We start from the raw sequence: 14,170 nt of genomic DNA, 5'->3' as shown, positions 1-14,170 counted from the left end.
TGTTATTCTCCTTTTCGAAATCTAATTTTATCAGTTACTTCTTTTGGTAACATGTTCTTTCTCCAAAGCACTAAAACCACCAAAACAAAATACGCTACAGCTGCAATCCAACGCACTATCAGTAAATCGATAAACAAATAATAAATTCCAACGCAAGCTGTCACCATTACCAACGGAAGTACATATGATTTAATTGGAAATAATTCTTTATTAAGATGCTTACCATCAATATAATGCAGTACAAATGAAATTATGTACGATGCCAATGTTGTATATGCTGCAGCCACTGCTCCAAACTGCGGAATAAAAATAAAATTCAAAACTATATTTGTACTAGCAGCAATCATCGTATTTTTAGCAATCGTTTTTGTAGATTTTTTATAGTATTCCAAATTGACCGAGATGGTATATAAGAACGTAATAAATACTGCACACATTAACGGCGGAATCATGTATTTTCCACCCCAATACGTTTTTGGCGCTAGAACCATTAATGCCTCTGGGCATACGAACATTACTCCGGCAACAAGCGCAGACGTACCAAAAATGTATGGGAACACTGCATGATTTATAGATTTTAATTCTCCAACATTCATTTTTTCACTAAACCACGGAATCCAAACATTTTCAAACGATGATGTTATCACTGTAGTCATCATACTCATGTTATATATCAAACTATATATACCCGTCTCTGAAGCATTTGTAAACTTGGTTATCATTATGCGATCCGAATTAGATAAAATTACACAGGAAATGGAATGCAATATTAGCGGTAGAGATAATGACAGCCCATATTTCCAGTAACTTTTGTTTACTAATACTTTACCTTTATAGAATTGAGAAATTAAACATATAAGTGTAATAAATGCATATACCAAAACATATGCATATATTCTTCCCATATATTTATCATTATCCATAAACCAAATAAAAACAATGGATAATATTGCTACCAGAATATTCGGAACTGCTAACACTAATGTTCTCTTTACATAATTCATTGCCATCATTAGTTTCATTGCATACGTATCTCTAACAAATTGCATAAATGATTGGGATACGCATAAAACAAGCATAAATCTAGTAATCTGAAAATCGAAAAATAACGAAATTATTAATGCCACAAAGACTGTAATCACAAAATCAATAATTGCTAGCGTATAAATAGATGATAAATATGACTCTAGTTCGCCCTTTTTTTCATAGTAGGCACTTCTAAGCGTTTGTCCTAAAGATAATCCTACGATAATTGCAAAAATCGACACCCATGACGTATATGTATTTAGAATTCCATATTCTGAAGTCGAAAGCATTCTCGTAAAAATAGGAATAGTAATAAAAGCAATTGCTTTATCAAACAAATTACCTACCATGTAGAACATGCTTGCCTTTATTGCTTTACTCGAAAAATTTTTCATATCATTTCCTCTTTAAACGCGATTGTATCGAAATCAATTCTTGGAAATACTTCTAATGCACCACCTCTCGTTGCATTAATTATCTTTACATCAGTGCCCTTCAAGTATTCATTTGCGTACTCATATGCAAAAATAATTCTATCACGTGCAGTTAATGTAGATGAGTCATAGTGTCCGAAATCCATAAAATGTTGTTTCTTTGGATCACTTGGATAAGAACAATCATTACCTAATAGATAAATCTCCTTAAAGCCCATATAGACTGCCAATTGAATCAATGAGTATGTAATTGTATATCCATCATAAATACATTTTTCTAAATCTCTAGAAAACTTTGTATTCAAGTGTTTATAAGAATGCTTATGATCAAGATAATTAATCGCAAATGGAATATGTTCCAAATCTTCTCTATAGCATTTATCTATACTATCTCCAACAAAAAAAGTCGTATTCTTCAACTTTTTATATGAATTATGCAGTTTTAAGTAAACACCTTTATCTTGTACACCATAATACGTTGTTTCCCAGCCCAGATCTTCAAATAACATACATATAGAATTCATGCCAAATGTATATTCACACTTTAATTTTTTCACATCTTCTATAGTCAAGCTGGGACCTGTGGCTAAAATAAAGCACCGATCGCCAATATGAATATCCTTAAACTCTTTAATTCTAGAATACTTTTCGTCTCTACCTTTAAGCTCTTTTAACCAAAAACACATCTGATAAAAATAATAATTCTTCAATACACTAAATACATTGATAATGTACTTTAAGTATTTGTTATTCCAAAAAAAGGCTTTAATATTTTTCATCTCAAATATCCCTTAACTATTAGGTAATTTAAGAAATGTACCCAATTTTAAATCAGCTTCTCGAGGATTCCATTTTGATTTTCCACCAGCCGAAGAAAATGTCATCTCACCAAATTTTATCTGTCCACTTTTTAATATATAAAAATCAACTCGCACATGGCAAAAACCAGCAGAGAGGGCTTCCGCTAAAGCTATTAATTTCTCTAATTGTTTAGGTCTGGGAATAACCGCCTCATTTTTTATATAAGAATATACAAAATCTTGTTTTTCCCATTCTCGATTATAAAATGCCATTTTTAGACCCTTAGACCTTTCAGATAAATACATAATATATTCAGCTTTACCATTGAAGCACCATACCTTATAATCGGGTATTTCTCCATCGATATCTGCAATATATTCTTCAGCAATAATACAAGGCTTAATGTCCTTATATTGTAATTCTCCACAAAAGTAAGCATAATTAATTGATAACCATTTATTAAATTTTTTATGTATATCTGATCGATCAACTTTCGTTTTGTCTGTAACAATATAATTACACCCACATCCATGATTTGTTTTTAAAACAAATTTGTTAGGCAAAGAATCAAAATCAATATCTTCCGGCTTGTTCCATCTCCCCAAGAGCTTAACTAAATATTCTTCACCTATTATATTCTTAACCCATTTTCTAACTTCATATTTATCAGTTAATCTAGTTCTGAGCTCACTATCATCATTTAATTTTAGCCACTGAATCTTTTGATCAAATGTTTCTGGATTTTTCCAATTCATTTTCTCTCGTTTTAACAAAAAAAACTGCTGGTCAATTATATGTCCCCATTTTTCTACTGGGGTATTCTTAAATCTATAATAAAAAAACTTTGTAAAAGCAAAACTTCTCATACGTTTTAGAAACGACATTTAAATTTCCTCCAACCGTTGTAAATATTCCTTTTTCATTTTCTCATTGGCCATAGGATAATAATCAATAAGTGAATTAAACTGCTTGGCAAAGTTCCCTTCTTCAGAATCATTTACGGTCCAGAGTCCACTTGATAAAGTTCCCTCAACAGGCTTCGCATGAATTATCGGATCAGTTACAACAACTATAGGTGTTCCTTTTAATATAGCCATAAACCAAAACCATTGATCGTCATTAGTAGATGCCAATTTCATAAACAAATCTCTATTGTCAATATCTTTATATAAACACTTCGGTGGATACAATACACCGCCAACACCTACCAACTTATTTAAGAATGATGGTGTGTTATAATAATCTCTCCCACCAGCATTCCAGGTCCATTCATCATTATCCATATAGAATTTAGTTACTTTATGTGCTGATATTGCTGTTGGATACATTTTATACGAGTCTATCAACTTTTCCAGCCAATTTTTACTATAATAATTATCATCATCTGCCGTAACAATAATGGCGTCAGGATATAACTCCAGTGCTGGAATTAGTTTCTTATATGACCTAATATTATCACACCACATAATATCTAATCCGTACTGTAAAAGTTCATTTAGTGTATTTGGAATTACATGATTAGGAAATTGTTCATCAGCCAACCAGAGTATTATTTTATTTGGCTTAAATGACTGATTTAAAAGTGTTTTTATTGTTTTATGTACTATATCTATCCTTCCTGGATAAGATGTCAGAGATACAATAACAGGTACATTAACTACATTGGGATTAATTCCCAATGTCTGGACTTTTGTTTTAGATAATAAAATCGTATCTATTTTGTTTCTTGAGAGTTCTATTACTGATCTAAGTTTATAAATCGCTTGCATTAACTTCCTCCACAGCCGAATTCTTATCATTTATGAGTGTTGCCGCAATTATCAGAATCAAAATTGATGGGATATACATTTTACAATCAATAAAGAGCACATTTTCAAATAATCCTGTAATAAAATATGCTACTACTATTGGCAAAATATACATTTTAGAATCATTTTTCATCTTAAACGACCATATGATAAGGCTGGCAGCAAATACTATGAATAATATTAAAACAATAGTCCCATATCTTCCTAATACCTGAATAAATATATTATGTGCATCGTTGTGATGGTATATACTGTCAAAGTAAGATTCACCATTACCCAACCATGTCCAATCGTTTTTTAACTCATTAACCCATATATAGCCTCTTCCGGTTAAGATACTTACCCCTTCATAACCTCTACTTGACCATTTATTAAATAAAACTAACGATAATTTATCACGGAATCTAACAATAAATATTAACAGCAAGGCAATCAAAACAGTTAGTTTGACAGGCCAAGACGATTTTTTTCGGTAACGAATAATAAACAAGCAAAGCATTGAAACAAAAAAAGCAATAATTGATGTTCTAGAAGACATAATAATAACAATTACACCAGCAACGAATGTAATTAGTAGTATTGCCAAATCAGAAATATTAGTTAGATACGAGAGTAAGGCAATCATAGTTACAAAAGCAAGCGCAGTGCACACACTATTACCATTCCACGAATCAATTAATCCATATCTAAACAAAAACACAAATTGTCCTAACGCAGTACCTAGTAGTAAATATATTCTCAATTCTTCTGAAGCCTTCAATAAATACGAGAAAATCACTAACATACAAAAACATGAAACAATCATTTTTGTATCCGAATTAAAAGCCGCAGAAAGAGCGCATATTCCGATTAGTAATAAAAATTTTTTATTCACAGGTATTATAAATGGATTTTTGTAAAAACCAATTACAAAAATAATCATAATAACTGCGTACATATATGGAACTGGAATCACAGAAATAGAGACACTACCTCTTGCAGCGAGTGTACCCAATACTGCCAGTACTGCTGATATTAAAACAATGTATATATTTCTGAATCGTACTTCCATTTAAGACTCTCTTTCTTCTATCTTTTTATCATATTTGCTTTCTGTATTGTATCTTCTTTATCCGTACAATTATTAGAAAGGTTTACGGCATAATCTTCATATTTTTTTTGCAAATTACTAACCAAACATATTTTTTTCGCTGGATTTCCTGCCCAGACTGTTCCTTCTTCCTGTATAGACTTAGCTAAAACACTACCCGCGCCAATAACGCAATTCTTTGCTATTGAAACTCCAGGCAAAATCGTAGTATTCATTCCAATAAAGCAATTATTCCCTATTTTTATTTCACCAAATATGTCCGTCACATTGTCAATATAGTGTGAGACGCTTGCATCATGTGTAATTAAGGATACATTATTTGAAATCGTTACATCATCACCAATCGAAATAAGAAACCCTTCTCCACCAGATATATCAGAAAAAATATGCGTATTATTACCTATAGTAATGCCGCATTTTCTAAAATAGGCATTTATAGCTTCGTTATTCCTTCCCTGTAATAAATATTTTAGTTTTGCAATCATATATTTTAGTTTACTCATCAGTTATATCCTTTTGGATTTCAAACGCAATAATACTCTTTCCACAGCATAGTATACTGTTACTGGACTGGATAAAATTGGCAGAAAATACTTCACGCATTGTTTCATATCTTTCTGCTTATAAAAAGCAAATGCAACCTCAAAATTATGCATGATAATAATTCGTATTTTGCGGCGATCTGACAATTGATTCATTAACGGTTCTACTGATTTATAAAAGTCTTTCTTTGCCTTAATCAATCTTTCAGGAGACGGGTTGTTTTCACCCCACGCATCAACATACACTAAATATTCCTTCAGTAAATAAATCTTATATTCATGACTTAAATACGCTAACAATTGTATTTCCTGATGTCTTGCAAGGCTTTCATCAAAATATCCTGACTTATCCAGCGCCTCATGCTTAATCATAATTGAACAAGTCGTCACATCACACCTGCGTAACAAAATGCTTTCCCATATATATCCGTCTTTATAGGGCAAGCTTTTGGATATTATTTTATCACCCAAAAAAGATTTAAACATCGTGCTAACCGCCCCATATGACTCATCCAATGTTTTAAATGCTTCTATTTGTTTTCTGATCTTTTCTATGTGCCAATAATCATCATCATCTAAAAAAGCTATATATTCACCACGGGCCTTCTTTATGCCAGCATTTCTTGCAGCAGCACCATTGATATGTTTCTCCTGAAAAATCAATTGAACTCTCGAATCAGTGACTGTTTCCATTAGGGATATCAATGCCTTTGTGTATCTGTCATCATTCTCATTATCATTAACAACCAAAACTTCTAAATATTTATAAGATTGTTCGCAAACACTTTTAACGGCCCGCAGCAACTTATCCGTTCTCTTATATGTCGGAATTATTACACTAACCAATCCTTTTTCATATGTCATAAGATCTCCCTCATCTCAAAAGTTTTGTAAAAATAAGTAACCGAATTTTTTTCGGAACTAAAGCAACAACAAATTGAATATAAATTGTTTTTAAATAGTCCCATTTACTTATATATCCAGTATCCAAAATTATTTTTCTGCCACTTCTATATTTTTTAAAGTAGCTCCATCCGCCTCTTCTCTCAATCATCGCACTTCCGGTTCTAGCAAACACCAAATCACCATCATAGTTTGCACACTTAGCACCGGATAATAGCATTCTAATCCACATCAAATCGTCTTCCATTAACGGACAATGTTCATAGTTTCCAGCCTTTAATACGGCATTTTTCTTATACATAACGGTCATGTGATTAAATGCGCTTCTTTGCTTTTGATACTTTGCTATCTCCTCATGTGTCAGCGGAACAACTCGCCGAGCCAACACATTATTTACATTTCCATCAAATTCAATAATGTGACTTCCACAAATATCTAAAGACGGATCATTAATAAACATTTTTAATTGAATTTCAAAACGATCTTCCCGTGCAATATCATCTGTATCCATTCGAGCAATAAAATCATAGGAACAAGCTAAAACTCCATCTGTAAGAGCCAATCCCAGTCCCTTATTATATTTGTTATTTACAATCTTTATTAAACCAGGATTTAAGCGCTCGTATTTTTTAACCGTAGCATATAACTCATCTGACAATGGACCATCAAATACAATAACTATTTCACTCGGTGGTATAGTCTGAGATAATATACTCTCCATACACTCTACAAAATATTCAGTTCTTTCTTTTATATATAATGACATAAGAACCGAAAATTTAGGATACTCTATGATATTATTATTCTTACTCATATTCTTTTCCTAATACTGCAAATATTGTTCTCATCATGGTTGCCATATCGCTAATAAGGCTAAATCTTTGTATGCTCATTAGGTTATACTTCATTTTATTTGGCATTACTTCAGTCATATAAACCATATCTACATTCTCAACTGCACTCAAAAGTTTCGCTTCATTTTTATAACGGATACTTGCTTCACTCGTAATTCCTGCAGGTAATAATAAAGTTGCATACATCTCTTTTGTATATTTCTCAACATATTTAGTGGTTTCTGGTCTAGTTCCCACAAAACTCATATCTCCACTTAATACATCAAACAACTGAGGAAGTTCATCTAATCGATATCCTCTCAATTTTTCGCCAACTTTGGTAATTCGAAAGTCTCCGTCAACTGTAACTGTCAAACCCATTTGATCTGCATTATTAACCATTGTACGAAATTTATGAATTCTAAATGTCTTACCATATGAGGTAACTCTTTCCTGTCGAAAGAAAACCGGACCTTTTGAATCTATCTTAATCAACACCGCAATAAGCAACATGGGGATGCCTAAAAGAATTACGAGAATTATGGCAGCCATAATATCAAAGGCTCTTTTTAACAGCAAGCTCCGTTTTCTATGATCAAGGATTATATAATAATTTTTTACTTCCTCACATTTCATAAACTCAGGTAACTGTTCCCATTTTCTAAGCATAAATACCCCCTCTATTACAGATATGCCTTCACTATATCCCTAAAATTCTCGACAATATATTGAATATCTTCATCACTTAATTTTGTGTGTAAAGGCAAGGTAATAAGGTTTTCGTAATATGCATATGCATTTGGAAATTCATCAATACGCCAACCCATTTCTTTGTATGCAGTCATCATTGGCAATGGTTTGTAGTGAACATTTGTCGACACGCCACGCTCTGCGAGCTTGATAATTATTTCCCTTCTAGTTTCATCTGTCACACCAGGAATTCGTGTGAGATATAAATGACCGGATGAAATAGACTCTCCAGAAAAATGAATCAAATGACTCACACCCAATTCGTCACAAACCTTATCATACTTGGATATTATTTCTTTTCTTCTCTCTAAAATTCCTGGATAACGGTCGAGCTGACGAAGTCCTATCGCTGCCATAATATCCGTCATATTACACTTATACCAAGGACCTACAATATCATATTCCCATACACCTATCTGTGTTTTTGCAAGGGCATCTTTAGACTGACCATGAAGACTATAAAGCTGATACTGCTTATACATCTCTTCATTATCAATTCCAGTTATATCTCTCCAAGTTGAAGCACCGCCTTCGGCAGTTGTAAAATTCTTTACTGCATGAAACGAAAAATCTGTAAAGTCGGCAATTTCCCCGACCATCTTTCCATTTCTGCTAGCTCCCAAACTGTGGGCACCATCTGCAAATACTAAAACGCGTCCTATCGCTTGCTGGATTCTTGCTCCAAGATCATTCCCTTCTTTTGCTCTGAATAGCTGCTTCTTACTTACAACGATTTCAAAAATCCGATCATAGTCCGCAACGATACCACCAATATCTACCGCAACAACAGCTTTCGTCTTTTCTGTAATAGCTTCAGCCAATTTGTCATAGTCCATTTCACAATTATCTTTCTGACTATCAACAAAAACAACCTTAGCACCACAATGAATTGCAGCTGATGCAGTAGCCGTGTACGTATATGCGGGCACCACGATTTCGTCATCCGGGCCAATTCCGCATATTCTAAAGTTCAGTTCTTCCGCAGCTGTAGCTGAATTTAAGCAAACAACCTTAGATGTATTACAAAATTTTGCTAGTCTTCTCTCCAATTCTTTTGTTCGAGATCCTGTAGTAATCCATCCGGATTTCAAAACTTCTACAACCTCATTTATTTCCAAATCAGAAATATCTGGCGAGCCAAAAGGTATATTTTTTTTGATAATTTCATTTCCACCACAAATAACCGTTTCTAACATGCCTTTTCTCCTAAATAATAGTATCTCTAACTCTTGGACAACTTCACACATTGTGTGAGAAATTCAAAATGAAAACCACTCCGAGATTGACAATATAATTCATTGATGCAAATTATTTCTTTATAATATTTAATCATTGGTGACTTATTTAATCCTATGTACTTGAATACTCTTTTTTGTTTTTCCTCCTTTTGTTTTTCTGCTCTTATCATGGAGTCAAAATCAGAGCATCCAAGAATCCACCCATCATACCTCCCAGATACATGGATCTTGTTATTCTTTTCAAAGAAATATATCAAAAAGAAAAAATACAAAACTCGCGAAACCGGCATAAAATAAGGATTTTTCTTAGTTGTCCCTATTATCCCGCTCGCTATCACTTTCTTTCTCTCAACCGTACCATGCGAAATGTTCGGCTTTCCGTAAAGATTCTCAGTAGCAATGCGCTAAACTCATTTGATTTTCTCGCCCAACATAAACTTCCACTTCATCTCAAAGGTTACTTTCATGTACTCTAATTCAAGATTGTGCATCGTCGATAAACTGAGTCAAATTTTCAATGCTTTGCTTCAAATCATGGTACAGACATAAATACTTTTTCTCCCGTGTGCTTATTTCTCAACTAATCACATCATATCTCTATCCTTATAAAATTCACCCCTGAATGCATTATAACGCTTTAATCCATACCTTTAATACAAAAGGGTTCAAATAACGCCGTCAGCTGTTTTTCTATACTTCATCCCTTTCGTACCCAAAATATAACCACTAATTTTTTACTGGCAATTCTAAACACTCTAAGCTTTCTTTCCATAATAAGCGCTTTGCCGGATACTTTCCCGGGTTATTGCCGATTCTTTCATTAATGCCTCATGATTATCTTCACTGATTGGTATCTTATCTTCATCAGATTTACAATGGTAAGTAGGAACCGCCAAAGCTACAATACTTAAAATTTCAGGGCTTTCTACATAGCTGAATTGAGCAAGCAACTCTAACTGTTTAAAAAATCGCTCAACATCCATGTATATCGGTTTCCCAATATGTATCAAATCATTTGGCGTCTTTTCCATCCCTTCTTCCGCCATCAGCTTTTCCTCATACAGCTTCTCCCCCGGCCTAAGCCCCGTATACACAATCTTTATATCTTCATCCGGCTTATACCCCGACAGCTTAATCAAATTCCTCGCCAACGTATCAATCTTCACCGGTTCCCCCATATCCAATACAAATATTTCCCCGCCCTTCGCGTATGTCCCCGCCTGAAGCACCAAGCTTACCGCCTCGGGTATCGTCATGAAATATCGTATGATATCAGGATGTGTCACCGTTACCGGACCGCCCTTTTCTATCTGCTTCCTGAACAGCGGTATCACCGACCCATTGCTTCCCAGCACATTTCCAAAACGTACGGCCACAAATTCCGTCCTGTTTTTCCGCCTTCCTGCACTTTCCATATGCCGTACCGTTGCTTTGCCCTCAGAATCATGCAGCTCATCTTCTCTTTGTCCATGTGTATAAATCAACGGCAGTAGATCTTCCCGCCCTTCTTTACTGACTATATCCATGCTCTGGATCACCATTTCACATAATCGTTTACTGGCTCCCATGATATTCGTTGGATTTACAGCCTTATCCGTGCTGATCAGCACAAACCGATGGCAGCCGTTTTTTAACGCTGCGTACGCCGTTTTATATGTACCTATCACATTATTCTTAATTGCCTCGCAGGGACTGTTTTCCATTAACGGGACATGCTTATGTGCCGCCGCGTGATACACGATATCCGGCTTATACGTCTCGAACAGCCAGTTAACTTTCCCACTGTCTCGGACAGATCCGATCAGCACCTTCAGATCCAATTTCGGATATTTTGCTAACAGCTCCTGTTCAATGTCGTAAGCATTGTTTTCATAAATATCAAAAATAATCAGCCGTTTTGGCTCATGCCCCGCGATCTGCCTGCAGAGCTCGCTTCCGATAGACCCGCCGCCGCCGGTGACGAGTATCGTCTTGCCTTTTAAATGCTGAAATATTTCTTCCATATTTACCTTAATCGGATCGCGGCCCAGCAGATCCTCTACTGCCACAGCCTTCATCTTGCTCAGGGAAACTTCTCCATTTACAAGCTGGTACACCCCTGGCAGCCGCTTCATCTCGCAGCCCGTCTCTTTGCAGATATTCAAAATGTCTCTCTGTTGTCCAACCGTAGCCGTGGGGATCGCGAACAATATCTGGTCAATCTTATACTTTTTGACGCTGTCCATAATATCGTCACGGCCGCCGACAATCGGCACCCCGTCGATAAAACGTCCCCATTTATTTGAATTATCATCAATAATGCAGCGGGGCCTTGCTTTGGCTTCCTTAGAGTTTACCAGCTCTTTTAGAATCACCTGTCCGGCAGCCCCCGCGCCAATGACCATGACGTTATGTACCGCTGCACTATTCTTTTCCCGCTTGCTCCGTTCCAGCAAAATATACCGGTAGGCAAACCTGATTGCCACCGTCAGAAGGAACTGGGTCACCGCCCCAATAATGTAATAAGAGGCTGGCATCCGTTTTATAAATCCGGTAATACCAACCACCTGGAACATCGCAGTTATAAAACTCGCTACAAATATCCGGTTCAGTTCGCTAAAGCTAGCAAAGCGCCAAATACTTTTGTACAGCCGTAATGCATAAAACACGATTATCGTAAATGCTGTATAAAAAGGCGCAAACCTTAAAAACGCATACAGATATGTTTGAGGGATACTAGAAAAATGAAAATCAAAGCGCAGCCAAAGCCCTGTAAAATACGCCAGATTGACCGCAGCCATATCATATAAAACCAGATAAAAAGCCACAACTTCCCAATGTTCCAGCATTTTTTTCTTTTTTCTTTTGGGACTGCCATTTAAACCATTTTCTTGCGTCTTTCCCATACTTGCTATCACCCCTGTAATCCAAATCCAAATTTTATGTTCTTAATCAACTCTAAAAACACAAAGTTTAATCCCATAACAGCAAGGCGATAAACCTACCGGCTGCCATGCTTCTTCTCATACTTTACAGAGCATATTGCAACGCATACCCTACAAAAATAATTTCACCAGGTAGCCACACAACTGCAGGCACACTGGCGATTCTGATTAATTCTCAACAAAACAGTTACTCTCCGTTTGCAGATCAAATCACTGTATCTGCTGCTCAATAATCTCCGCTGGATTATTGACAAATATCTGCTCCGCAAAGTCATGTCCTGCTTTTTTCTCAATATATGCAGCACACTCAGCTATACGGGACGGGCGGCGTTTCAGATCATGTGCGTCACTGCCCACAAAATCCAGAAGCCTGCGTTTTATCAATTGCTGGCAAAACTTCTTTCCTTCCCGCCCATTCTTTCCGATTACACTGTCGGCATTCACCTGCAGCCTCGCTCCCAGATGCACAATCTCTTCTACAAAATCCAGATTGTCTCTCAGAACCGAATAACGTTCCGCGTGAGCTATAATCGGATAAAATCCATTCGTAACGGCTGCATACAGCCGTTCCCAAATGTACGCCCGGCCATCTCTTCCGGAAAACTCCATCAGAACATATTCTGAGTCCGCCATGCAAAACCGCTTCCCCTTTTGTTCCAGAAGTTCTATCATGTCCATATTCACATGAAATTCACATCCCAAATACAGACGTAAATCCGGCAAACGCTCAGCCGCCGCGGCACAGAGTAAAGCAAACTGTTCTTCTATGGCCTTCTCATCTGTCTCAAACATCAATTTGCGGAAATGCGGAGTCAATATGATCGTCCTGACACCTTCAGTATATTCGTATGCCAGCATATCAAGCGCCATCTGCAGGGAATCCGCACCGTCATCTACCTGCTGCAGCGCATGACAATGAATATCATACATGTTCTCCATTTCTCTCCACACAACCTTTCTGACCCGTCGAATCATTCAATCAGAATTATGTAGTTTACCCTTTCAAAACTACCGCATTTTTTAGAAATCAGAAGCACAACAACAGCTATCCCCATCCTAATTTTTTCACTTCGTTACATAAAGTAGACTATGTGTAACAGAGCATTCTTCCAATAGGTGCAAGGTGTTTCTTTACAAATACACCTCTATAACTGTCCTGAAAATTATAACATGTGCGTCATAAAAAGTCTACCCGCTGTGACAGTATTTCTACTATGTGTGACGGTTTTTTTCAAGCTTTTTTTAAATATTGGAATAAAACCCCCGATTCGCAAAATCATACTTAGCAAAAAAAGATATTATTCCATAATTTTCCATCCGGAAAACTCGATAAATATCTTTTTTTACACAGTTTCTATTGAATATACGCCTTTATCTCTGCTCATACGGCCGATCTTCAACAATATCTCAGTGATTTTCGTCTCTGCCTCCACCGCCAAAAACCATCTTAAATATGTCCCAAAAGAAATAAAAAACAAGCTCACTTCAGCCTCATTCTCTCATTCATGACGGCCTTAAACACTTTATGCATTGATATGCTGCGCAGCAGTTTTCTCATACTAATCACGCGCCTACTGCTCTGAGGGCTTTCGTTTGTATCTGGACATCACTTTGCCCTTTTCTGCCCCATATATCATTCAGCGTAAAGAAAAATCCCTTAAAACTTAATGTTTTAAGGGATTCCCATAATAATTATTGGTTTACGCTACAAAAAAGATACCCGCTGAAAATAAGACTTCCAGATCCAGAATAGGTCCATTTTCATTTTTACATCGTTATCTTTTGAGTTTTATTTTCTGGTGGCCTCATTTGGGTCAAAAG

Annotated in this window: 12 protein-coding genes; all 12 read right to left on the bottom strand. The window is 35.9% G+C overall.

The genetic code is table 11. The features are described from left to right. Window positions 1-2: 2 nt before the first annotated feature. Window positions 3-1,421 (bottom strand): oligosaccharide flippase family protein, encoded by a 1,419-nt coding sequence (locus tag H9Q79_RS00310; protein ID WP_249328943.1) that lies wholly within the window; start codon window positions 1,419-1,421, stop codon window positions 3-5. Beyond that, a complete protein-coding gene (locus H9Q79_RS00305) occupies window positions 1,418-2,239 on the bottom strand; it encodes a 6-hydroxymethylpterin diphosphokinase MptE-like protein (RefSeq protein ID WP_249328942.1) in 822 nt (273 codons plus the stop codon). The genes H9Q79_RS00310 and H9Q79_RS00305 overlap by 4 nt, the downstream gene beginning before the upstream one ends. 12 nt (window positions 2,240-2,251) lie before the next feature. Then, entirely contained in the window at window positions 2,252-3,145 is an 894-nt protein-coding gene (locus tag H9Q79_RS00300) for an ATP-grasp fold amidoligase family protein (protein WP_249328941.1), read from the bottom strand. Further along, window positions 3,146-4,030, bottom strand: coding sequence for a hypothetical protein (locus H9Q79_RS00295; RefSeq protein ID WP_249328940.1), 885 nt, complete (start codon window positions 4,028-4,030; stop codon window positions 3,146-3,148). Next, entirely contained in the window at window positions 4,014-5,120 is a 1,107-nt protein-coding gene (locus H9Q79_RS00290; RefSeq protein ID WP_249328939.1) for an O-antigen ligase family protein, read from the bottom strand. Before H9Q79_RS00290 ends, H9Q79_RS00295 begins: the two co-directional genes overlap by 17 nt. 17 nt (window positions 5,121-5,137) lie before the next feature. Further along, window positions 5,138-5,662: an acyltransferase gene (locus H9Q79_RS00285; protein ID WP_249328938.1), complete on the bottom strand. Its 525-nt coding sequence runs from the start codon at window positions 5,660-5,662 to the stop codon at window positions 5,138-5,140. 3 nt (window positions 5,663-5,665) lie between these two features. After that, window positions 5,666-6,565 carry a glycosyltransferase family 2 protein gene (locus tag H9Q79_RS00280; protein ID WP_249328937.1) on the bottom strand — a complete coding sequence of 300 codons (900 nt, stop codon included), beginning with the start codon at window positions 6,563-6,565 and terminating at the stop codon, window positions 5,666-5,668. 10 nt (window positions 6,566-6,575) lie between these two features. Beyond that, window positions 6,576-7,418 carry a glycosyltransferase gene (locus tag H9Q79_RS00275; protein WP_249328936.1) on the bottom strand — a complete coding sequence of 281 codons (843 nt, stop codon included), beginning with the start codon at window positions 7,416-7,418 and terminating at the stop codon, window positions 6,576-6,578. Then, window positions 7,411-8,106, bottom strand: coding sequence for a sugar transferase (locus tag H9Q79_RS00270; protein WP_249328935.1), 696 nt, complete (start codon window positions 8,104-8,106; stop codon window positions 7,411-7,413). Before H9Q79_RS00270 ends, H9Q79_RS00275 begins: the two co-directional genes overlap by 8 nt. 14 nt (window positions 8,107-8,120) lie before the next feature. Beyond that, on the bottom strand, window positions 8,121-9,383 hold the full coding sequence (locus H9Q79_RS00265; protein WP_249328934.1) for a DegT/DnrJ/EryC1/StrS family aminotransferase: 1,263 nt from the start codon (window positions 9,381-9,383) through the stop codon (window positions 8,121-8,123). A 797-nt stretch (window positions 9,384-10,180) separates the two neighbouring features. After that, entirely contained in the window at window positions 10,181-12,310 is a 2,130-nt protein-coding gene (locus H9Q79_RS00260; RefSeq protein ID WP_249328933.1) for a polysaccharide biosynthesis protein, read from the bottom strand. A 249-nt stretch (window positions 12,311-12,559) separates the two neighbouring features. Then, window positions 12,560-13,279, bottom strand: coding sequence for a CpsB/CapC family capsule biosynthesis tyrosine phosphatase (locus tag H9Q79_RS00255; protein WP_249328932.1), 720 nt, complete (start codon window positions 13,277-13,279; stop codon window positions 12,560-12,562). Window positions 13,280-14,170: the final 891 nt, after the last annotated feature.

This window comes from Wansuia hejianensis (genome assembly GCF_014337215.1).
In the GTDB taxonomy this organism is placed as follows: domain Bacteria; phylum Bacillota; class Clostridia; order Lachnospirales; family Lachnospiraceae; genus Scatomonas; species Scatomonas hejianensis.
This window is presented reverse-complemented; position numbering and strand designations above follow the sequence as displayed.

Coding starts and splice junctions, on each gene's coding strand:
- H9Q79_RS00265 (WP_249328934.1), bottom strand. CDS start 9,383: ATGTTAGAAACGGTTATTTGTGGTGGAAATGAAATTATCAAAAAAAAT.
- H9Q79_RS00260 (WP_249328933.1), bottom strand. CDS start 12,310: ATGGGAAAGACGCAAGAAAATGGTTTAAATGGCAGTCCCAAAAGAAAA.
- H9Q79_RS00280 (WP_249328937.1), bottom strand. CDS start 6,565: ATGACATATGAAAAAGGATTGGTTAGTGTAATAATTCCGACATATAAG.
- H9Q79_RS00295 (WP_249328940.1), bottom strand. CDS start 4,030: ATGCAAGCGATTTATAAACTTAGATCAGTAATAGAACTCTCAAGAAAC.
- H9Q79_RS00275 (WP_249328936.1), bottom strand. CDS start 7,418: ATGAGTAAGAATAATAATATCATAGAGTATCCTAAATTTTCGGTTCTT.
- H9Q79_RS00285 (WP_249328938.1), bottom strand. CDS start 5,662: ATGAGTAAACTAAAATATATGATTGCAAAACTAAAATATTTATTACAG.
- H9Q79_RS00290 (WP_249328939.1), bottom strand. CDS start 5,120: ATGGAAGTACGATTCAGAAATATATACATTGTTTTAATATCAGCAGTA.
- H9Q79_RS00255 (WP_249328932.1), bottom strand. CDS start 13,279: ATGTATGATATTCATTGTCATGCGCTGCAGCAGGTAGATGACGGTGCG.
- H9Q79_RS00300 (WP_249328941.1), bottom strand. CDS start 3,145: ATGTCGTTTCTAAAACGTATGAGAAGTTTTGCTTTTACAAAGTTTTTT.
- H9Q79_RS00310 (WP_249328943.1), bottom strand. CDS start 1,421: ATGAAAAATTTTTCGAGTAAAGCAATAAAGGCAAGCATGTTCTACATG.
- H9Q79_RS00305 (WP_249328942.1), bottom strand. CDS start 2,239: ATGAAAAATATTAAAGCCTTTTTTTGGAATAACAAATACTTAAAGTAC.
- H9Q79_RS00270 (WP_249328935.1), bottom strand. CDS start 8,106: ATGCTTAGAAAATGGGAACAGTTACCTGAGTTTATGAAATGTGAGGAA.